The sequence below is a fragment of the Streptomyces sp. NBC_00569 genome (assembly GCF_036345255.1).
Lineage (GTDB): Bacteria > Actinomycetota > Actinomycetes > Streptomycetales > Streptomycetaceae > Streptomyces.
Genome location: NZ_CP107783.1, coordinates 3,651,210 through 3,672,505, shown reverse-complemented (window position 1 = coordinate 3,672,505; position 21,296 = coordinate 3,651,210). Strand labels below are relative to the sequence as shown.

Below are 21,296 nucleotides of genomic sequence, written 5' to 3'. Positions count from 1 at the left end.
AGCCTCCTGACCATGAGTGCTGAGGTATCCGCCGACGTTTGGCTCCCGTTCCGTGCAGACGAGGTCCCCGGGCTTCCCGAGGGGCTCAACTACCGCTTCTGGGACGGCGGCCCCGACTTTCCCGCCGACCCGGCCGACTGCGCCTTCTACGTGGTCCCCTACATGAAGGGCGCGGATGTCGGCGTACGCCCCATGGCGCAGATGACGTCCGTACGGGCCGTGCAGACGCTCTCCGCCGGCGTCGACCATGTACAGGGAGGCCTCAAGTCGCTCCCCTCGGGCGTGCAGCTGTGCAACGCGCGCGGCGTGCACGAGGCGAGCACCGCCGAGCTCACCCTCGCCCTGATCCTGGCGTCCCTGAGGGGCATCCCCGGGTTCGTGCGGGGACAGGAGGGCGAGGAGTGGCGCTCCGGCTTCTATCCGGCGCTCGCCGACAAGAACGTACTGATCATCGGGTACGGGTCGATCGGCTCCGCCATCGAGGACCGGCTCGCTCCCTTCGAGTGCGCGCGGGTGGTGCGCGTCGCGCGCTCCGCCCGCACGACCGCACGCGGCCCCGTGCACCCGCTCACCGAACTGCCGGCGCTGCTCCCCGACGCGGACGTGGTGATCCTTTCGACGCCGCTCAACGAGGCGACGCGAGGTCTCGCGAACGCAGCCTTCCTGGCACGACTCAAGGACGGCGCCCTCCTCGTGAACGTCGCGCGCGGGCCCGTCGTCGACACCGAGGCGCTCCTGGTCGAACTGGAGAGCGGCCGGATCACCGCCGCTCTCGACGTCACCGATCCCGAACCCCTGCCCCAGGGGCACCCGTTGTGGCACGCTCCGGGAGTGCTCGTCAGCCCGCACGTCGGCGGCTCCACATCCGCCTTCTGGCCGCGGGCCAAGCGCCTGCTCGCCGCGCAGCTGACCCGGTTCGCGGCGGGAGAACCGCTCGAGAACGTCGTCCTGACGACGGACTGAGGGCGGGTTCCGGAGAGGCCCATCCACCGCCTCCCGGCCCGGCCTAGCGCGCCCCCGCACACGCTCCGCACCCGCCCGGATGCGCCCTGTACGCGCATCCTCGCTGGTCGTCACGGAGAGTAGAGAGACTATGTCCCTGAGTGACGAGTCTGGTGTATCGTCCCGACTGGGGTAGCGCCGTGGAGAGTTCGGCGCGGGGGGCGGACAACCGGACTGTGAGGGGGCGACGGGCGATGCACGGCCTATGGGCGAACGATCCGACGCGGCGGGGCCGCCGGCGACGACCCGCGCGCGCACCGGTCCGCACAAGCCGGCCCAGCTGCCACGGCAGCCGCAGGGGCGGACGCCACAGGAGCGGCGGACGCAGAAGGCCCCAGCAGGCAGCACACGGAAACCGGGACACGGGGGCGGCACGGACCGGAGCGACCCTGTGAGCGCCCCCGGAACTGTGATCACCGCCCGCCGCCTGTTCCAGGGCGGCGGGTCCAGCCTCGCCTCGCAGCTCGTCTTCGCCCTCCTGTGCGGCGGGTACGCCACGGGGTCGGCGCTCGGCTGGGGATCCGACCGACTCGCCCTGTTCATGGGCGACTTCGGACTCAGCGCCGCCGCCGCGGTCGCCGCCGTGTCGAACTTCGCGTACGCACGCAGTCGGCGCAGCCGCATTCGGCCGGCCTGGATCCTGTTCTCGGTCTCCTCCGCCATGGCGTCCCTGGGGAACGGGGTGTGGGGCTGGTACGAGGTCGTCCTCCAGCGCCCCGTGCCGACGCCGAGCCTCGCCGACCTCTTCTTCCTGTGCTTCGCGCCGCCCGCCATCGTCGGTCTGCTCGTCCTCGCCAAGCGCCCCTTCACCAAGGCCGGCTGGGTCTGTCTCGCGCTCGACTCCTGGCTCATCGCCGGCTCGCTGATCACGCTGTCCTGGAGCCTCGCCCTCGTGCACACCGCGCGGTTCGAGGGGCAGAGCGTCACCCGCACCGCGCTCTCCCTCGCGTACCCGCTCCTCGACATCGTGCTGGTCAGCATGGTGCTCGCGTTGCACTTCCGCCGCTCGCCCGGCAACCGCACGGCGGTGAACACCGCGATCGGCGCGCTCGCCCTGACCGTCATGTGCGACGCCCTGTTCACCTCGCCCCTGCTGCACGCGAGTTACCACTCGGGGGAGATCCTCGACGCCGGCTGGTTCGCCGGGTCGCTGCTGCTCGCGTACGCGCCCTGGGTGGGGCCGCGGCGCGGGGAGCACGACGGAGGCCCCGCGTTCGCGCGGTACCAGGTCACCCGCCCCATCTCCGGATCGCTCGCGGCGCTCACGCCCTATCTGGCCGCCGCCGTCTGTACGTTGGGAATTCTGTACAACGTCCTGAACGGTCAGAGCATCGACCGCGTGGTCCTCTTCACGGCCTGCACGGTCGTCCTGGCCCTCGTCGTGCGCCAGGGCATCATGCTCCTCGACAACATCACCCTCACCCAGGAGCTGGCGCAGAAGGAGAACCACTTCCGCTCCCTGGTCCAGGGCTCCAGCGACGTCATCATGATCGCTGCTCCGAACGGCGTCCTCAGGTACGTCAGCCCGGCCGCCGCCGGGGTCTACGGGCGTGACGCCGAGGAGCTCGTCGGGTCGGAGCTCGCCTCGATCATCCATCCCGAGGACCTCGGGCGCGTGGTCCACGAAGTGCGCCGCTTCCTCGCGGCGAGCCAGATCGAGGAACCGACGACCCGCATCGAGTGCCGCTTCCGCTCCGGCACCGGCACCTGGCTGAACGTGGAGTCGACGGTCAACCGCCACCACGGCGGCCTCATCCTCAACAGCCGGGACGTCACCGAACGGGTGCGCCTGCAGGCACAGTTGCAGCACAACGCCGAACACGACCCGCTCACCGACCTGCCCAACCGCGCCCTGTTCACCAAGCGGGTCGGCCTCGCGCTGGGAGGCCGCCGCGCCACCGACCGCGGCACGGCCGTCCTCTTCATCGACCTCGACGGCTTCAAGCAGGTCAACGACACCATCGGCCACCAGGCGGGCGACGAACTCCTCGTCCAGGCCGCCCGGCGCCTGGCCGCATCCGTGCGCTCCGGGGACACCGCCGCCCGCCTGGGAGGCGACGAGTTCGCGGCGCTGATCGTCGGCGACGGCGGCCGCGACGACACCGCGCGTGAGCAGCACATCTACGAGCTCGCGGACCGCCTCAGGGTCACGCTCTCGCAGCCGTACGCCATCGACGGCAACGATGTCCGGGTGGCCGCCTCCATCGGTGTCGCCTTCGCCGAACCCGACGTGTCCGCGGGTGAGTTGCTGCGGAACGCGGACCTGGCGATGTACCGGGCGAAGGCCGCCGGCAAGGGCCGGGTGGAGCTGTACGCGCCCCAGATGCAGGCCGACGTCGTGCGCAAGGCGGAGCTCGCCACCCGGCTGCGCACCGCCCTGCACGAGGGCGAGTTCGCCCTGCTGCACCAGCCGGTCGTGTCCCTCGACTCGGGCCGGATCACGTCGGTCGCCGCGCAGGCCCGCTGGCGCTCGACTCAGGGCATCCTGTTCACGCCCGCCGAGTTCCTGCGTACGGCCGAGGACGGCGAGCGTACCGCCGAGCTCGGCCGGTGGATGCTGGAGGAGGCCGTCGAGCAGGCCGCCGAGCGCGGCCGCAGAGGGCATGCCGTGCCCGTGGCCGTCCGGATCGGCGCCCGCAGACTCCTCGACCGGTCGCTGCCCCTCGGCTCCATCGAGGCGCTCCTGACCCGGCACGGGCTCCCCTCCGGCGCGCTGGTCATCGAACTGGCCGACAGTGACCCCAGGGTCCCCCTGGACGAGCTGGAGCGGCGTCTCACCGTGTTGCGCAGACTCGGCGTCCGGATCGCCCTGGACGGCTTCGGCAGCGGATACGCGGCGATCACGGCGCTGCGCAGGCTCCCTGTCGATGTACTGAAACTCGACCGCAGTCTCGTAGAAGGAGTGGTGGAATCCGCCCGCCTGCACAAGATCACCAGTGGTCTGCTGCGCATCGCCGGCGACCTCGGCCTGAATTCCGTGGCCGACGGCGTCGACCTGCCCGAGCAGGTCGTCGCTCTGCGCGCCATGGGGTGCACACATGGACAGGGGATGGCCTTCTCCGGGCCGCTCGACGAGTACCGGTTGCGCCGCGCGCTGGCCTCGGGGGGCTACCCGGTGCCCAGCGGTCCGGCCGAGCCGGTGTTCGCGGGCGTACCGGCACCGTCCGTTCGGGCGGCCCTGCTCCGCTCACATAATGAGACTCCCGTCCCACCTACTTGACACGCACTGTGTGCCGGGGGGAGGGTCAATGCCATGCGCACCCGAATTCTCGTACTTGGAAAGCGCGTCGGCTGAAGCTGGGACCCACCGGTCGGAACACCGGATCCCAGCGACCGCACCCGGCGCGCTCCCCTCGCTTGCCTCACGGCACGAGGGGTTTTTTGTTGCACAAGCGCGTGTAATCCAGTAACCGAACACCGTACAAACCTCGCAAAAACCCTCAGCATCGAGAAGAGAATGCCGATGACCGAGCAGGCCACCGGGGCCCACCATCCGCAGCCGCGGCCCCGAGGACAGCAGTCCGCCCCCGTCGAGCACGTCACGGGGGCGAAGTCCCTCATCCGTTCGCTCGAGGAGGTCGGGGTCGACACCGTATTCGGCATTCCCGGCGGCACGATCCTTCCCGCGTACGACCCGATGATGGACTCCGAGAAGGTCCGTCACGTCCTCGTCCGGCATGAGCAGGGTGCGGGTCACGCGGCCACGGGTTACGCGCAGGCCACCGGCAAGGTCGGTGTGTGCATGGCGACTTCGGGTCCGGGTGCCACGAACCTGGTGACGCCGATCGCCGACGCGTACATGGACTCGGTGCCGCTGGTCGCGATCACCGGTCAGGTCGTGTCCAACGCGATCGGCACGGACGCCTTCCAGGAGGCGGACATCGTCGGCATCACGATGCCGATCACCAAGCACAGCTTCCTCGTCACCAAGGCCGAGGACATCCCGAAGGCGATCGCGGAGGCGTTCCACATCGCCTCGACCGGTCGCCCCGGCCCGGTCCTCGTCGACATCCCGAAGGACATCCTGCAGGCGCAGACGACCTTCTCCTGGCCGCAGACGCAGGACCTGCCCGGCTACCGCCCGGTGACCAAGCCGCACGCCAAGCAGATCCGCGAGGCCGCGAAGCTGATCACCGCCGCGAAGCGGCCGGTCCTCTACGTCGGCGGCGGTGTGCTCAAGGCGCACGCCACGGCCGAGCTGAAGGTCCTCGCGGAACTCACCGGAGCGCCCGTCACCACCACCCTGATGGCGCTCGGCGCATTCCCCGACAGCCACCCGCTGCACGTGGGAATGCCGGGCATGCACGGTGCGGTCACCGCCGTCACCGCGCTGCAGAAGGCCGACCTGATCGTCGCCCTCGGAGCCCGCTTCGACGACCGCGTCACCGGCAAGCTGGACAGCTTCGCCCCGTTCGCGAAGATCGTCCACGCCGACATCGACCCGGCCGAGATCGGCAAGAACCGTGTCGCCGACGTGCCGATCGTCGGTGACGCCCGCGAGGTCATCGCCGACCTGGTCCAGGCCGTGCAGAAGGAGCACAGCGAGGGCCACAAGGGCGACTACAGCGCCTGGTGGAAGGACCTCAGCCGCTGGCGCGACACCTACCCGCTGGGCTACGACCAGCCCGAGGACGGCTCGCTCTCGCCGCAGAACGTCATCGAGCGGATCGGCCGGCTCGCGCCCGAGGGCACGATCTTCGCCGCGGGCGTCGGCCAGCACCAGATGTGGGCCGCGCACTTCATCCAGTACGAGAAGCCCGCCACCTGGCTCAACTCCGGCGGTGCCGGAACGATGGGCTATTCGGTGCCCGCCGCGATGGGTGCGAAGGCCGGCATGCCGGACCGCGCCGTCTGGGCGATCGACGGCGACGGCTGCTTCCAGATGACCAATCAGGAACTGACCACCTGCGCGCTCAACAACATCCCGATCAAGGTCGCCATCATCAACAACGGCGCCCTCGGCATGGTCCGCCAGTGGCAGACGCTGTTCTACAACCAGCGCTACTCCAACACGGTGCTCCACAGCGGCCCGGACGACGTCCAGGCCAACAAGGGCACCCGCGTCCCCGACTTCGTCAAGCTGTCGGAGGCCATGGGCTGCTACGCCATCCGGTGTGAGCGCCCCGAGGACCTGGACAAGGTCATCGAAGAGGCCAACTCCATCAACGACCGCCCCGTCGTCGTCGACTTCATCGTCCACGAGGACGCCATGGTGTGGCCGATGGTCGCCGCCGGCACCTCCAACGACGAAGTCATGGCCGCCCGCGGGGTCCGCCCCGACTTCGGCGACAACGAAGACGACTGAGACCGAGAGCGAAAGAGAGACCAAGAGCCATGTCCAAGCACACGCTCTCCGTCCTGGTCGAGAACAAGCCAGGTGTCCTCGCCCGGATCACCGCGCTGTTCTCCCGCCGAGGGTTCAACATCGACTCCCTGGCGGTCGGCGTCACCGAGCACCCCGACATCTCCCGCATCACCATCGTGGTGAATGTCGAGGACCTGCCGCTCGAACAGGTCACGAAGCAGCTCAACAAGCTGGTCAACGTCCTGAAGATCGTCGAACTGGAGCAGGGCCACGCCGTCCAGCGTGAGCTCGTCCTCGCCAAGGTCCGCGCCGACAACGAGACACGCTCGCAGATCGTCGAGATCGTCCAGCTGTTCCGCGCCAAGACCGTGGACGTCTCCCCGGAGGCCGTCACCATCGAGGCCACCGGCTCCAGCGACAAGCTGGAGGCGATGCTCAAGATGCTGGAACCCTTCGGCATCAAGGAGCTCGTCCAGTCGGGCACCATCGCGGTCGGCCGCGGCTCGCGCTCCATCACCGACCGGAGCCTGCGGGCGCTCGACCGCACGGCCTGAGCCCCCAGGTGCTTTCGAGCGCCCTCTCGTATACCGAGACCCGAAAACTTCCCTCCGCAATCCCGCCGTACGGTGGGACGCAACACCTGCACACCAAGGAGAAAATCCAGTGGCCGAGCTGTTCTACGACGACGATGCCGACCTGTCCATCATCCAGGGCCGCAAGGTCGCGGTGATCGGTTACGGCAGCCAGGGCCACGCCCACGCGCTGTCGCTCCGTGACTCCGGTGTCGACGTCCGCGTCGGTCTGCACGAGGGCTCCAAGTCCAAGGCCAAGGCCGAGGAGCAGGGCCTGCGCGTGGTGACGCCGTCGGAGGCCGCCACCGAGGCCGACGTCATCATGATCCTGGTCCCGGACCCGATCCAGGCCCAGGTCTACGAGGAGTCCATCAAGGACAACCTGAAGGACGGCGACGCGCTGTTCTTCGGCCACGGCCTCAACATCCGCTACGGCTTCATCAAGCCCCCGGCCAACGTGGACGTGGCGATGGTCGCGCCCAAGGGCCCGGGTCACCTGGTGCGCCGCCAGTACGAAGAGGGCCGCGGCGTTCCGTGCATCGCGGCCGTCGAGCAGGACGCCACGGGCAAGGGCTTCGAGCTGGCCCTCTCCTACGCGAAGGGCATCGGCGGCACCCGCGCCGGCGTCATCAAGACGACCTTCACCGAGGAGACCGAGACCGACCTGTTCGGTGAGCAGGCCGTCCTGTGCGGTGGCACCGCCGCGCTGGTCAAGGCGGGCTTCGAGACGCTGACCGAGGCCGGCTACCAGCCGGAGATCGCGTACTTCGAGTGCCTCCACGAGCTGAAGCTCATCGTCGACCTCATGTACGAGGGCGGCCTGGAGAAGATGCGCTGGTCGATCTCCGAGACCGCCGAGTGGGGCGACTACGTCACCGGCCCGCGCATCATCACGGACGCCACCAAGGCCGAGATGAAGAAGGTCCTCGCCGAGATCCAGGACGGCACGTTCGCCAAGAACTGGATGGACGAGTACCACTCGGGCCTGAAGAAGTACAACGAGTACAAGACCCAGGACGAGAACCACCTCCTGGAGACCACCGGCAAGGAGCTCCGCAAGCTCATGAGCTGGGTGGACAACGACGAGGCGTAAGCCTTACGACGAGGGGGCCGGGGCGAATGCCCCGGCCCCCTCGTCGAGGTGGACGGCCCGTGGCGCACTCGCGTCAACGTGGTTGTCCACCCCGTCCAGCCACGGACGAGTGATCCTTCCACGGAGGCGCAAGACCACCTCCGAAGCGCCACTAGACTGCAGAACACATTCGCGTCGGGCCCACAGCGTCGTGCGTCTACCACGCGGCACAGCGACACCGTAGAAGTGCAAGTACGTCCCCACGCCGCCCGGCACGCACTCTCGCCGGACCGGCCAAAGGCACAAGTAGCCCCGTCTACGAGAGCCTTCGTCCGGCACACCGAGAGCACGCACCGAACGACGCGGGAACGCGCCCGCACCTCCCCGGCGCCGCTGACACCCCTCCACCGCATGCGGCCGTCGGGACGGCCGTCCGCAATGGGACTTGTGAGGACTCACGTGAGCACTGCTGCAACCGGCAAACCTGTCGTACTCATCGCGGAAGAGCTGTCTCCCGCGACCGTCGACGCTCTTGGCCCCGACTTCGATATCCGCCAGTGCAACGGCGCCGACCGGGCCGAGCTGCTCCCGGCCATCGCCGACGTCGACGCGATCCTGATCCGTTCGGCCACCAAGGTCGACGCCGAGGCGATCGCCGCCGCGAAGAAGCTGAAGGTCGTCGCACGAGCCGGCGTCGGCCTCGACAACGTCGACGTCTCCGCCGCCACCAAGGCCGGCGTGATGGTCGTCAACGCCCCGACCTCCAACATCGTGACCGCCGCCGAGCTCGCCTGCGGCCTGCTCATCGCCACCGCGCGCAACATCCCGCAGGGCAGCCAGGCCCTCAAGGCCGGCGAGTGGAAGCGCTCCAAGTACACGGGCGTCGAGCTGGCCGAGAAGACCCTCGGCGTCGTCGGCCTCGGCCGTATCGGCGCGCTCGTCGCGCAGCGCATGTCGGCCTTCGGCATGAAGGTCGTCGCGTACGACCCGTACGTGCAGCCCGCGCGCGCCGCCCAGATGGGCGTCAAGGTCCTCACGCTCGACGAGCTGCTCGAGGTCTCCGACTTCATCACCGTGCACCTCCCCAAGACCCCCGAGACGGTCGGCCTCATCGGCGACGACGCGCTGCGCAAGGTCAAGCCGACCGTCCGCATCGTCAACGCCGCGCGTGGCGGGATCGTCGACGAGGCGGCGCTGTACTCGGCGCTCAAGGAGGGCCGCGTCGCCGGCGCCGGCCTCGACGTGTACGCCAAGGAGCCCTGCACGGACTCCCCGCTGTTCGAGTTCGACCAGGTCGTGGCGACCCCGCACCTCGGTGCCTCCACGGACGAGGCGCAGGAGAAGGCCGGTATCGCCGTCGCCCGCTCCGTGCGGCTCGCGCTCGCCGGTGAGCTCGTGCCGGACGCGGTGAACGTCCAGGGCGGCGTCATCGCCGAGGACGTCAAGCCGGGCCTGCCGCTCGCCGAGAAGCTCGGCCGGATCTTCACCGCGCTCGCGGGCGAGGTCGCGGCGCGCCTCGACGTCGAGGTCTACGGCGAGATCACTCAGCACGACGTGAAGGTGCTCGAACTCTCCGCTCTGAAGGGCGTGTTCGAGGACGTCGTCGACGAGACGGTGTCGTACGTGAACGCTCCGCTGTTCGCGCAGGAGCGCGGCGTCGAGGTCCGCCTCACCACGAGCTCCGAGTCCCCGGACCACCGGAACGTCGTCACCGTGCGCGGCACGCTGACCGGCGGCGAGGAGATCTCGGTCTCCGGCACGCTCGCCGGCCCCAAGCACCTCCAGAAGATCGTCGCCGTCGGCGAGTACGACGTGGACCTCGCCCTGGCCGACCACATGGTCGTCCTGCGCTACGAGGACCGTCCCGGTGTCGTCGGCACCGTGGGCCGTGTGCTCGGCGAGGCGGGCATCAACATCGCCGGCATGCAGGTCGCCCGCGCGGGCCTGGGCGGCGAGGCGCTCGCCGTCCTGACCGTCGACGACACGGTGCCCGCCGGGGTGCTCGGCGAGCTGGGTGACGAGATCGGCGCGACGTCGGCGCGCTCCGTGAACCTGACGGACTAGTTCTCGGCATGTGGTGGGGCCCGGGTCACCCTTTTGGTGGCCCGGGCCCTTCCTTTTTTCTCCCCCGCCCCAACGCCGGGCGGGCTGAGATTCAGCCCGCCCGGCGTTCGAGGACATGCGGGAAGGGGGCGGATCGGCAAGGAGATCAGGCCGTGGCCCGCTCCGGCTCCGGCTGCTCCTCCCGCTGCGGCGCGGCCACCCCGCGCAGGCCACGCAGGGCCAGTACCGCGGCCCCCAGCAGGACCGCCCCACCGGCCAGCGCGGCGATGTGCATGCCGCTCGTGAACGCCTCCCGGGCCGACGTCAGGAGCGCGTCGCCCGCCCGGCCCGGCAGGTGCTGCGCCACCGCGAGCGCTCCGCCCAGCGTCTCCTTCGCCTCGGCCGGCGCGTCGCCGATCCGGTGACGGTAGACCGCCGTACCGATCGAGCCCAGGACGGCCATGCCGAGGGCGCCGCCGAACTCCTGGCCCGTCTCGAGCAGGGACGACGCCGCGCCGGCCTTCTCCGCGGGGGCCGCGCCGAGCGCCAGGTCGGTCAGCTGCGAGCCCACGATCACCGCGCCGGAGGCGAGTACACCCGCTCCGGCCAGGACGGTCCACAGGGAGTCCGTACCGGTCAGCGTCAGGAGGCCGTAGCCGCAGGCGCTGGTCAGGAAGCCGGCGGTGACGACGGAGCCGCGGTGGACGCCACGCTGCACGAGGACCGTCGCGAGGGGGGCCGCGAGACCGATGAATACGGTCGGCGCGAGCGCCCACAGCGCCGCTTCGAGTGCGCTCTTGCCGAGCACGGCCTGGAGGTACTGCGTCGTGAAGTAGGCCGACCCCATCATCGCGAAGGCCGAGATGAGGTTGAGGGTGACGGCGGGGCCGAAGCCGCGGCCCCGGAAGAGGGCCGGCGAGATCATCGGTGACTCGACGGTGCGCTGACGGCGTACGAACAGGGCGCCGAAGACGAGGCCGACGACGATCGACGCGACGTAGAGCGGCTCGAAGCCCTCGGAGGGGATCTCCTTGATGCCGTAGACGAGGGGGAGCACCGCGGCCATCGACAGCGGGACGCTCACGAAGTCGAAGCGGCCCGGCTGCGGGTCCTTGAACTCGGGGAGCAGGACCGGGGCGAGCAGCAGGAGCAGGGCCATCGCGGGCAGGTTGACGAGGAAGACCGAGCCCCACCAGAAGTGCTCGACGAGGATGCCGCTCATCACCGAGCCGAGCGCGATGCCGCCGGTCATGACGCCGGACCAGATGCCGATGGCCGTCGCGCGCTGTTTGTCGTCGCGGAACATGTTGCGCACCAGCGCCATCGTCGTGGGCATCAGGGTCGCGCCGCCGATGCCGAGGATCGCGCGGGCCGCGATCAGCATTTCCGCGCTGTTCGCGTAGGCCGCGCAGACGGAGGCGGCGCCGAAGGCGGTGGCGCCGATCATCAGGAGCTTGCGTCGGCCGATGCGGTCGCCGAGGGAGCCCATCGTCATCAGCAGGCCGGCGAGCACGAACGCGTAGATGTCGAAGATCCACAGCTGCTGGGTGCCGGTGGGCTCGACGTCCGCGCTGATCGAGGGGATCGCGAAGTAGAGGACGGAGACGTCCATCGAGACGAGGAGCAGCGGAAGCATCAGGACCACGAGAGCCGTCCATTCACGGCGCCCCGCACGGGAGTTGGTGCTCGGTGAGTTCGTCATGAGAAGGACTGTACGGGCGCCTTAAACGCTTGTCTAGTACGAGCGTATAGATCGATTGTGTAAGACGTCGGTATGGGACGTTCGTATGGGACAACCGTATGAAACGGGGGTACGGTGGCCGCATGGGACATCGCGAGGATCTGCTCGAAGGCGCCAAGCGCTGCCTTCTGGAGAAGGGGTTCGTGCGCACGACGGCGCGCGACATCGTCAAGGAGTCGGGGACCAACCTGGCGTCGATCGGCTACCACTACGGCTCGAAGGACGCGCTGCTCGCGCAGGCGTACGTGGCGCTGGCCGAAGGGGCCTCGGACGACTGGAGCGCGGTGGGCGAACTGCCCGGCGCGCCGGGCTCGTTGGAGCGGTTCCGGTCGGTGATGGCCGGGATCACCGACAGCCTCGGGAAGCCCGGGTCCATCTGGCACCTGAGCATCGAGCTGGTGACGATGGGCGACAAGATGCCGGTCGTGCGCGAGCAGTTGGCACAGGCTCAGCACGAGGCGGGGCGCGGCTTCATCGGCATGGTCATGGGGGAGGAGCCGCCGGCCGACGACCCGAGCGTGCACACGCTCGGGAAGCTCTTCTCGGTGCTGGTCCTCGGGCTCGTCGCCCAGCACACCTTCGACGCGGACTACTCGCCCAGCGCCGATGAACTCACCGAGGGCCTGCGGCTGTTGCTGGACGCGATGCGCGCGTCACAGGCGTGACGCCTTGAGCCCCATGTGCAGCAGCAGCCGGTCCTCGCCGTCGTCCAGGTCGAGACCGGTGAGCTGCTCCACGCGGGACAGCCGGTAGTAGAGGGTCTGGCGGTGGATGCCCAACTCCGCCGCCGTGCGGCCCGCCTGGCCCGCGCAGTCGAGGAACACCTCGGTGGTGCGGGCCAGTTGGCGGTTGGCCGGCAGTAGGAGCGGGGCCAGGACCGGGTCGTGCGCCGTGTCCGGGGGCAGTGCGGTGAGCAGGCGGTACGGGCCGATCGCCGCCCAGTGCGCGTCCGGGCCGAGACGCGGCTCGGCGAGCGCCGCGCGCGCCGCGGCCGTCGCCTCCTGCCAGGCGGCCCCGAGGTCACCCAGTTCGCGCCGCGCGCCCCCGAACCCCGCAGCGACGACCGTCGTGCCGGCGCGCTCCCGCAGCTTCGCCGTCGCCGCCATGGCCGGCCCGAGCGCGTCCGCCGAACGCAGCCGCACCAGGAGGGCCAGGGCCTGTCCGGCCGCGCCCCACGGCACCGTGCACAGCGCGTCGGCCGAGGGGATCGTGCGGAAGGACGGCGCGTCGTCCGGGTCCGCATAGGGGTCTCCACTGCTCGAGCGAAGCCGAGAGCTAGGGGAAGGCCACGGCGCGACGCACACCACCGCGTGCAGCCCGTCCGCGCGCGAGCCGAGCGCCGTGCGCAGGGCCGCCACCGCCATGTCCCGCTGCCAGCCGCGTTCGGCCGTGAGCACCTCGCGGAACTCGCGGGTCAGGTCGGCGCCCGCCTGCGCCTCGTCCGCCAGCAGCGCGCCGATGCGGCCCGCCACCTCCATCGCGGCGGTCAGCTGCTGCTCCGTCGGCCCCGGATCGTCGTCGAGCAGCCACACATAGCCGAGGACGACACCCCGATGGCGTACGGGAAGGCAGATGCGGCCCCGGTAGACCCCGGCCTCCGGGGTCGGCGGGATACGGACGGGCCCGGTGGCGCGGGCGATGCCGAAGCCCTCGAACCAGGTGCGCACCGCGGCGGTGGAGCGGCGGGTCAGGATCGAGCGGGTGCGGACGGGGTCCAGCGTCGATGCGTCGAAATCGCTGTCGCTGTCGTGCGCGCCGAACGCGATCAGCCCGAAATCCCGGTTCTCCAGCGTCGCGGGGGCGCTGAGCAGCGCCGAGATCTCGTCGACCAGTTCCTGGTAGTCGCCCTTCACCCCGCCATTCTCGCGCACCCCACCCGATCTCTTCAGACAAATGTCTGAGGTGGTGGCCACAGATGCGTGACAGCTGTCGATGGCACTGGATCGGAGAGATCCTTAGATTTCACGGTGGTTCTCCGTGCCGTACCGGTCTGTTGCGATTCAGTTCGTTTACACCGATACAGCCACTCGTCCGTACTCTCCGTGGAGGTGCCCCGTGCTGGGTCCCGTGATTCTCGCCGCGTCGCGCAGCGACAGGATGCGCCGTTTCATCTCGGCCGCCCCCGGCACGAAGCAGGTCGTCGACCGGTTCATCGCCGGTGAGGGCGTCGACGACGTCGTGCCGATCGTCGTGGACGCCTGCGACAGGGGCCTCGAAGTGACCCTCGACGTGGTCGGCGAGGACATCACCACCCCCGAGCAGGCCGCCGCCGCGCGCGACGCCTACCTCGAGCTGATCGCGCGCCTCAAGGACCTGGGCCTCGGCACCAAGGCCGAGATGTCCGTCAAGCTGTCGATGTTCGGCCAGGCGCTGGAGGGCGGCCACGAGCTGGCCCTCGCCAACGTCCGCCCGGTGGTCGAGGCCGCCGCCGCGATCGGCACCACGGTCACCCTGGACGCCGAGGACCACACCACCCTCGACTCGATGTTCGCCATCCACGACGAGCTGCGGAAGGACTTCCCGCAGACCGGATGCGTCATCCAGGCCTATCTCTTCCGCACCGAGGACGACGCCCGCCGCCTGGCCGCCGCCGGCAGCCGCGTGCGCATCGTGAAGGGCGCCTACAAGGAGCCCGCCTCCGTCGCGTACCAGGACAAGGGCGAGATCGACAAGGCGTATGTCCGCATCCTGAAGGTTCTGATGGAGGGTGACGGGTACCCGATGATCGGGTCCCACGACCCGCGCCTCATCTCCATCAGCCAGGAGCTCGCCCGCCGCGCCGGGCGCAAGCTGGACGAGTACGAGTTCCAGATGCTGTACGGGATCCGCAGCGACGAGCACGTCCGTCTCGCCGCCGAGGGTCACCGGATGCGCGTCTACACCGCGTACGGCACCGACTGGTACGGCTACTTCATGCGCCGCCTCGCGGAGAAGCCCGCCAACCTGCTGTTCTTCGCCCGCTCCATCCTCACCAAGGGCTGAGCCCCACCCCTCTCAAAGGAGTTCAGAGACTCATGGACGCTGTAACCCAGGTCCCCGCTCCCGTCAACGAGCCGGTGCACGGCTACGCCCCCGGTTCCCCGGAGCGGACGCGCCTCGAGACCAAGCTCAAGGAGCTTGCCGAGAACCCGATCGAGCTGTCGATGACCATCGGCGGCGTCAAGCGCCTCGGTGGCGGTGACGAGTTCACCGTCGTCCAGCCGCACAACCACAAGGCCGTCATCGGTACGGGCCGCGGCGCCACGCAGCAGGACGCGCAGGACGCGATCGACGCCGCGCTCGCCGCCGCCCCGGCCTGGCGCGCGATGTCCTTCGACGACCGCGCCGCGATCATCCTGCGCGCCGCCGAGCTGCTGTCCACGACGTGGCGCGAGACGCTCGCCGCGTCCACGATGCTCGGCCAGTCGAAGACCGCCCAGCAGGCCGAGATCGACACCCCCTGTGAGCTCGTCGACTTCTGGCGCTTCAACGTGCACTACGCGCGCCAGATCCTCGCCGAGCAGCCCCCGGCGAACTCGACCGGCGTGTGGAACCGCATGGACCACCGCCCGCTCGAGGGCTTCGTCTACGCGATCACGCCCTTCAACTTCACCGCCATCGCGGGCAACCTCCCCACCGCCCCCGCCCTCATGGGCAACGTGGTGGTCTGGAAGCCGTCCCCGACGCAGACCCACGCCGCCGTGCTGCTCATGCAGCTCCTCGAAGAGGCCGGCCTGCCCAAGGGCGTCATCAACCTCGTCACCGGTGACGGCATCGCGGTCTCCGAGGTCGCCCTCAACCACCGCGACCTGGCCGGCATCCACTTCACCGGCTCGACCCCGACCTTCCAGCACCTGTGGAAGACGGTCGGCGAGAACATCGCGAAGTACCGCACCTACCCGCGTCTCGTCGGCGAGACGGGCGGCAAGGACTTCGTCGTCGCCCACCCGAGCGCCGACCGCGCCGTCCTCAAGACGGCCCTGACCCGCGGCTCCTTCGAGTTCCAGGGCCAGAAGTGCTCCGCGAGCTCGCGCGCGTACATCCCGGCCTCCATCTGGAACTCCGGCTTCAAGGAGGAGTTCGCGGCCGAGGTCGACGGCATCAAGATGGGTGACGTCACCGACCTGTCGAACTTCATCGGCGCCGTCATCGACGACCGCGCGTTCGCCAAGAACAAGGCGGCCATCGACCGCGCCAAGGCCGACGACTCCTGCACCATCGTCGCGGGCGGCACCTACGACGACTCGGTCGGTTACTTCGTGCGCCCGACCGTCGTCGAGTGCGCGGACCCGGAGAACGAGGTCTTCAAGACCGAGTACTTCGGCCCGTTCCTCGCCGTCCACGTCTACGAGGACGACAAGTACGACGAGATGCTGACCCAGATGGAGTCGGCGTCGGACTACGCCCTGACGGGCTCGGTCATCTCCAACGACCGCGCCGCGGCCGCCTACACGATGGAGAAGCTCCGCTACGCCGCGGGCAACTTCTACATCAACGACAAGTCGACCGGCGCCGTCGTCGGCCAGCAGCCCTTCGGCGGCGGCCGCGCCTCCGGCACCAACGACAAGGCCGGCGCCCCGCAGAACCTCCAGCGCTGGACCCTGACCCGCGCCATCAAGGAGACGCTGGTCCCGCCGACCGAGTACGGCTACCCGCACATGGGCTGACGCCCACCCCGGGCGGCCCACACGGACCGCCCCCTCCGCCCCCGCCTCCGACCAGGGCCCCACCCCGGTCGGAGGCGGTGTCGTGTCCGGGGTCAGAGCAGTGCGTCCACGGCGACGCGCGTGATGTCGGCGGCGATCCGGTCCTCGCCCGGGGTGTCCGGGTCGAGCCGGGTCGTGTACACGGAGACGATCAGGGGAGCTCCACCGCCCGGCGGCCAGGCCACGGCCACGTCGTTGACCCCGCCGTAGGCGGGTGACCCGGTCTTGTCGCCGACCCGCCAGCCCGGCGGGAGCCCCGCGCGGATCCGCTTGTCGCCGGTGGTGTTCTCCACGAGCCACCGGGTCAGCTGGCCGCGGTCGAGCGGGTGGAGGGCGTCGCCGAGGACCAGCGCGCGCAGGTCCGCGGTCATGGCTGCGGGCGTCGTGGTGTCCCGCCGGTCGCCGGGGAGGTTCGTGTTGAGGTCGGTCTCCCACCGGTCGAGCCGGGTCACGGAGTCGCCGAGCGAGCGGGCGAACGCGGTGACGCCGGCGGGGCCGCCGATCCGGCGCATCAGGAGATTGGCCGCGGTGTTGTCGCTGTAGGTGATGGCGGCGTCGCACAGCTCCCTCACCGTCATGCCGGTCTCGAGGTGCAGCTCGGTACGGGGCGAGGCGGCCACGAGGTCGTCGCGTCCGTAGCGGATCAGTACGTCGAGCAGTCCGGGCTCCTGCTCGCGCGCCCGGTGCAGGATCGCCGAGGCGGCAAGCACCTTGAACGTCGAGGCGATCGCGAAGCGTTCGTGCGCGCGGTAGCCGAGGACGGCGCCGGTGCCGGTGTGCAGGGCGTGCACCCCGATGCGGCCGGGATAGCCCTCCTCCAGCTCGCGCAGCCGGCGCCGGGCGTCGCCGCCGGCCGCGGGGGAGGGCGCCGCGCTCGCGGTGCCGGGCACGGAGAGGAGGACGGGCGCCAGGGCCGCGGCGCCGAGGAGGGACCTTCGTGAGGGAGGTAAGTTCATGATCTCGAAGGTACGTGAGCGGGGTCGGGGATGCCGCTGTCATCGCCTGGTTCGTGGTGCCGCGCGGCCCGCTGTGACCGGACGCGTCAGCTCCAGCCCACCACGATGAGCGAGAGGGCGGCCGCGAAGCCGCCGCACAGCAGGCCCAGGTAGAGCCCGTAGAACCTGCGCAGCCGGTGCGCCAGGAAGCCGAACGCGCCGAACGCGAGCCCCACGGGGAGCGTGCGCGAACCGCGGGCACGTGCCGACTCGGACAGGAAGTCCGCGACAGGGACGTCCGCGCGGCCCGCCTGCTTCACGTAGACCTTGAACGGGATGCCGTTCCAGGGCTGGTGGCGTACCGCCGACGCGCCCTCGACGGACAGCTCGTGACGGACCTCCGCCCGCATCCGGTCCGTCGTCAGGGGTGCGGGCAACGACACACCCATGGAGGCCAGTTGGAGCGCGAGCAGGCCGCCCGCGAGGCTGCCCGCGAGCGCGGTGACGGACAGCTTCAGGGCCCGGCGCGGCACCGCGACGCACGCCACCGCGAGGAACAGCTCGGGCATCAGCGGCCAGCTCAGTGCCTCCGCGCACGCCCATGAGAAGGCGAGGAGCAGCCCGAGCCGTGCGCTGATCACGCGGGCCAGGGCCTTGCGGACGCGGGAGTCGCGCAGCGGCTCCGCGACCGTGCGGTCATGCAGCGCCGCGACCGCCTTACGGGCCTCCTGCACCGTCGCCGTGCACGGGAGCGGCTCGCCGATCCGCACCCGGACCAAGGACGGGCGCAGCCTGCCGTGCTTGGGCAGAAGTCGGTCCGTGCCCGCGATCCCGACCGGCACGACCGGCACGCGCGCGTGCTCCGCCAGGACCAGCGCGCCCCGATGGAACGACCCCAGCTCACCCGCACGCGCGCGCGTGCCCTCGGGAAAGAGGACCACGGCGCGCCCGGCGCGCAGCGTGTCCGCCATGCCGAGCAGGTCGTCCATGCCCCCGCCGGAGCGCCGCACCGGGAAACCTGCGGCGAGGCGGCTGCAGATCCGGCTGCGCCAGGGCGAGGCGAACCAGTAGTCGGCCGCCGCACCGATCGCCGGGGCGTGCGACGCGTCGAGCGCGGCGAGCAGCGCCGCGGTGTCGGCGTGCGAGCTGTGGTTGGCGACCACGACACAGCCGCCGCGCGGGAGCCGGCCCCGGCGCTCCACACCGCCGGTGAGGGTGAGGACGAGCCACCACAGGGCGTGGCGAAGGCGGGCGGCCGCACGAACCGGGCGCACTCGGGCAGCGGTGGTCACGGTCGTCGTCACAGGGTCACCACCATCACGAGGAGCAGGGCCACCAGGAGTGAGTCGATACGGTCGAGGAGCCCGCCGAAGCCCGGCAGCCAGCTGCCCGCGTCCTTCACGCCCGCCTCGCGCTTCACCATCGACTCGACGAGATCGCCGAGGACGCAGCCCGCGAGGACGGCCGCCCACAGGACCGGCGTGAACGCGCCGACTGCCGCGAGCGCGGCGGCAGTTGCCGCTGCCGCGCCGACCACACCCGCCCACGTCTTGTTGGGGGACAGCGGTGAGAGGCGCCGTGCGAGCGGCCCCCGCCGGCCGAGCGCCGTACCGCCGCACCACGCGCCCACGTCACCGAAGGCCACCGCGACCCCCACCGCGAGCGCCGTGTCGCCGAGCAGCACCAGGCCGCTGAGCGAGACCGGGATCCACAGCAGACCGAAGAGCGTGCGCGACGCGCGTGTGAAGCCCTGCTCGGCGTCGCCCGCGCAGACCGCCGCGAGGACGGCGAGTACGAGAAGCGCTCCCGTCGTACGGGGATCGGGCCCCGCAAGTGCCGCTCCGGGTACGGCGATCGCCGCGGCGACCAGGACGGCCCGCTCGGCGCGGGGCAGGGCGGCCATCCGCGCGTACTCGCCCACGGCGACCACGCCGAGCCCGGCCGCGAGCGCGAAGGCCCCCGCGCGGCCCACGAAGAAGGCCCCGACGAACAGCGGCGCGGACAGGGCCCAGGTCCGCCACCGTCTGCGCAGCTCGGCCCGCATCCGTATCCGGGACGGCAGCGAGGCGACGGCGACACCACCGGCCCCGAGGACCCCGGCCACGACCGGCACGGCCCGCCCGGCCACCTCGCCGGCGACGAACACGGCGCTCATCGGGCACCCCGCAGCCGCGTGCCGCGGTCCGCGGGGGACTGCGGGCGGGTGTGCGTGATGCCGCCGGACACCTCGCCGGGGTCGAGGGGGAGGCTCCGATCGTGCTCAGAGGGAAAGGAGCCGAGCGTGGGGGAGGAGGACGGCGACGGAGATGGGGGTGGGGATGGGGCTGGGGATGGGGACGGGCGGCGCCTAGGGGCGGAGGACGCGGGCTCCGCCACCCGCACCACAGTCTTCTCGCTCGCCACATCCCTCTCCGTAGCCATGGCCCTCTCCGTAGCCACAACCCGCTCCCTGGCCACAGCGGCCACAGCTGTCTCTGGCTGCCCAAGCGCCCTCCACACCCAGACCGCCCGCACCACCGCCGTCACCGCGGAGCCCGCCGCGACGACCGCGAGCACCGGTACCGCCCAGCCCGAGGCCGCGGCCACGACGGCGAGGAGGCAGCGCTCCGTCTTGCCGACCGGGCCGCCGTTGCGGCGGGGCGCACCCGCCGCCGCGCCCGCCAGCGAGACCCATGAAGGGAGCGTCGTCGCGAAGGCCGCCGCGGCCACCAGCCACAGCGGGGCCAGCGGCAGGAAACCCGCGATGACGAGCAGGTCGGCCGCACGGTCACCCAGCTCGTTCAGGAGCGCGCCGCGCGGCGTCGTGCGGCCGGTGTCGCGGGCGAGCGCGCCGTCCAGGTTCGCGAAGGCGAGCCGCCCCGCGAGCAGCACGGCCACGAGAAGCGCGGCCGACGGCGCCGGCAGCCACGCGAGCGCGGCCGCCGCGCCCGCGGCGCACACGACACCGGCCGCCGTCAGTGTGTCGGGCGAGACCTGCCGGGCGGCGAGCGCGCGGCGCAGGCCGGCGAGCCGGTCCGCGTACCAGGGCTTGAGAGCGTAGAGGCCGTTCATGAGGACGACTGTGCCGCCGGAGAAGCGGCGTGAAATCGGCACGCGTACTCAAATGGCGCGTGAGTACGGTGTCCCGGTGACCACGCTGAGCACCGCCCACACCGCCGACCTCACGCGAGCCGAACTCCGTTCCGTGCGTGCCCTGTTGGACGACGCCTTCGGCGGCGGCTTCAGCGACGACGACTGGGACCACACCGTCGGCGGCGTGCACGCCCTCGTGCGCGACAGCGCCGGTGACCTCGTCGCGCACGGCTCCGTGGTGCAGCGCAGGGGCGCGCACGCGGGCCGCTCGCTGCGCATCGGCTACGTCGAGGGCGTCGCCGTCCGCGCCGACACGCGCAGGAGCGGTCTGGGCGGGCAGGTCATGGCGGCCCTGGAGCGGGTGATCGACGCCGCCTACGAACTGGGCGCGCTGTCGGCCTCGCCCGACGGGGCCGGGCTCTACCGTGCGCGCGGCTGGGAGCAGTGGCAGGGCGCTTTCGCCGCGTACGGCCCCGACGGGCCCGTGCCACTGCCGGACGACGAGAGCGCGCCGTACCTGCGCCGCGTCACCGCCGCACTCGACCCGGCTCACACGCTCCTCTTCGACTGGCGGGGCGGCGACCTTCTCTGAGCCCGGAACGCCGGCCGGCCCCGGCGCGACGTCACCCCGTCGCGTGACTGCCGTCTCAGATAGTAGGAAGTCCGAGTAATTGTGGAGACAGAAGCAGGCTCCTCGCTTAGCTTTGTAGGAGCCGAACGTCTCGCTCGATCCAGCGAATGGCGGTCGTGAGCTGAGCAGAAGGCAGGCAACCCCTGCGGCTCCAGGCTCCCCGCCTCTTCCGGCGCCTCGAAATCCCAAGTGATCTCAAGGAGTCGATCTCTCATGGCCACAGCGACGCCCGTCCGCC

At 70.9% G+C, this 21,296-nt stretch carries 16 protein-coding genes; 10 read left to right on the top strand and 6 right to left on the bottom strand.

From position 1 onward, the window contains the following. Positions 1-12 precede the first annotated feature (12 nt). The 6 genes from OHO83_RS16380 (at position 13) to serA (ending at position 10,015) form a co-directional block, all read left to right on the top strand. Positions 13-963 carry a 2-hydroxyacid dehydrogenase gene (locus tag OHO83_RS16380; protein ID WP_266674460.1) on the top strand — a complete coding sequence of 317 codons (951 nt, stop codon included), beginning with the start codon at positions 13-15 and terminating at the stop codon, positions 961-963. A gap of 430 nt (positions 964-1,393) precedes the next feature. Next, positions 1,394-4,222 carry a putative bifunctional diguanylate cyclase/phosphodiesterase gene (locus OHO83_RS16375; protein WP_405599229.1) on the top strand — a complete coding sequence of 943 codons (2,829 nt, stop codon included), beginning with the start codon at positions 1,394-1,396 and terminating at the stop codon, positions 4,220-4,222. A gap of 243 nt (positions 4,223-4,465) precedes the next feature. After that, complete coding sequence (locus OHO83_RS16370; RefSeq protein ID WP_266674464.1) at positions 4,466-6,307, top strand: acetolactate synthase large subunit; 1,842 nt, start codon at positions 4,466-4,468, stop codon at positions 6,305-6,307. A 29-nt stretch (positions 6,308-6,336) separates the two neighbouring features. Next, positions 6,337-6,861 (top strand): acetolactate synthase small subunit, encoded by a 525-nt coding sequence (ilvN, locus tag OHO83_RS16365; protein ID WP_100594986.1) that lies wholly within the window; start codon positions 6,337-6,339, stop codon positions 6,859-6,861. A gap of 109 nt (positions 6,862-6,970) precedes the next feature. After that, a complete protein-coding gene (gene ilvC, locus OHO83_RS16360) occupies positions 6,971-7,972 on the top strand; it encodes a ketol-acid reductoisomerase (protein ID WP_266674467.1) in 1,002 nt (333 codons plus the stop codon). A gap of 417 nt (positions 7,973-8,389) precedes the next feature. Further along, on the top strand, positions 8,390-10,015 hold the full coding sequence (gene serA / locus OHO83_RS16355; protein WP_266674469.1) for a phosphoglycerate dehydrogenase: 1,626 nt from the start codon (positions 8,390-8,392) through the stop codon (positions 10,013-10,015). Positions 10,016-10,160: 145 nt separating this feature from the next. Here the strand turns inward: serA and OHO83_RS16350 are convergent, their stop codons facing one another. Further along, the gene (locus OHO83_RS16350; protein ID WP_266674471.1) at positions 10,161-11,696 is read right to left on the bottom strand and encodes an MFS transporter; all 1,536 of its coding nucleotides are present in this window, start codon (positions 11,694-11,696) and stop codon (positions 10,161-10,163) included. A 122-nt stretch (positions 11,697-11,818) separates the two neighbouring features. On the opposite strand from OHO83_RS16350, the gene OHO83_RS16345 reads away from it, so the two are divergent. Further along, on the top strand, positions 11,819-12,400 hold the full coding sequence (locus OHO83_RS16345; protein ID WP_266674473.1) for a TetR/AcrR family transcriptional regulator: 582 nt from the start codon (positions 11,819-11,821) through the stop codon (positions 12,398-12,400). Here OHO83_RS16345 and OHO83_RS16340 read toward each other — a convergent pair. Next, positions 12,389-13,606 carry a PucR family transcriptional regulator gene (locus tag OHO83_RS16340; protein WP_329433933.1) on the bottom strand — a complete coding sequence of 406 codons (1,218 nt, stop codon included), beginning with the start codon at positions 13,604-13,606 and terminating at the stop codon, positions 12,389-12,391. The two genes, OHO83_RS16345 and OHO83_RS16340, sit on opposite strands and share 12 nt — an antisense overlap. Before the next feature lie 184 nt (positions 13,607-13,790). Between OHO83_RS16340 and OHO83_RS16335 the strand changes: the two genes are divergently transcribed. Further along, complete coding sequence (locus OHO83_RS16335) at positions 13,791-14,717, top strand: proline dehydrogenase family protein (RefSeq protein ID WP_266674477.1); 927 nt, start codon at positions 13,791-13,793, stop codon at positions 14,715-14,717. 32 nt (positions 14,718-14,749) lie between these two features. Beyond that, positions 14,750-16,381 carry an L-glutamate gamma-semialdehyde dehydrogenase gene (gene pruA, locus OHO83_RS16330; RefSeq protein ID WP_266674479.1) on the top strand — a complete coding sequence of 544 codons (1,632 nt, stop codon included), beginning with the start codon at positions 14,750-14,752 and terminating at the stop codon, positions 16,379-16,381. A gap of 92 nt (positions 16,382-16,473) precedes the next feature. On the opposite strand, the gene bla is transcribed toward pruA, so the two are convergent. The 4 genes from bla to OHO83_RS16310 all read right to left on the bottom strand — a co-directional run bounded on the left by bla (position 16,474) and on the right by OHO83_RS16310 (position 20,406). After that, on the bottom strand, positions 16,474-17,376 hold the full coding sequence (gene bla / locus OHO83_RS16325) for a class A beta-lactamase (RefSeq protein WP_266674481.1): 903 nt from the start codon (positions 17,374-17,376) through the stop codon (positions 16,474-16,476). A gap of 86 nt (positions 17,377-17,462) precedes the next feature. Continuing rightward, entirely contained in the window at positions 17,463-18,659 is a 1,197-nt protein-coding gene (locus tag OHO83_RS16320; RefSeq protein WP_266674483.1) for a lysophospholipid acyltransferase family protein, read from the bottom strand. Then, on the bottom strand, positions 18,656-19,510 hold the full coding sequence (locus tag OHO83_RS16315) for a phosphatidate cytidylyltransferase (protein ID WP_266674485.1): 855 nt from the start codon (positions 19,508-19,510) through the stop codon (positions 18,656-18,658). Before OHO83_RS16315 ends, OHO83_RS16320 begins: the two co-directional genes overlap by 4 nt. Continuing rightward, positions 19,507-20,406, bottom strand: a complete 900-nt coding sequence (locus OHO83_RS16310) for a CDP-alcohol phosphatidyltransferase family protein (RefSeq protein WP_266674487.1) — start codon at positions 20,404-20,406, stop codon at positions 19,507-19,509. The genes OHO83_RS16315 and OHO83_RS16310 overlap by 4 nt, the downstream gene beginning before the upstream one ends. Before the next feature lie 76 nt (positions 20,407-20,482). On the opposite strand from OHO83_RS16310, the gene OHO83_RS16305 reads away from it, so the two are divergent. Next, positions 20,483-21,019: a GNAT family N-acetyltransferase gene (locus OHO83_RS16305; protein WP_266674489.1), complete on the top strand. Its 537-nt coding sequence runs from the start codon at positions 20,483-20,485 to the stop codon at positions 21,017-21,019. Positions 21,020-21,296 lie beyond the last annotated feature (277 nt).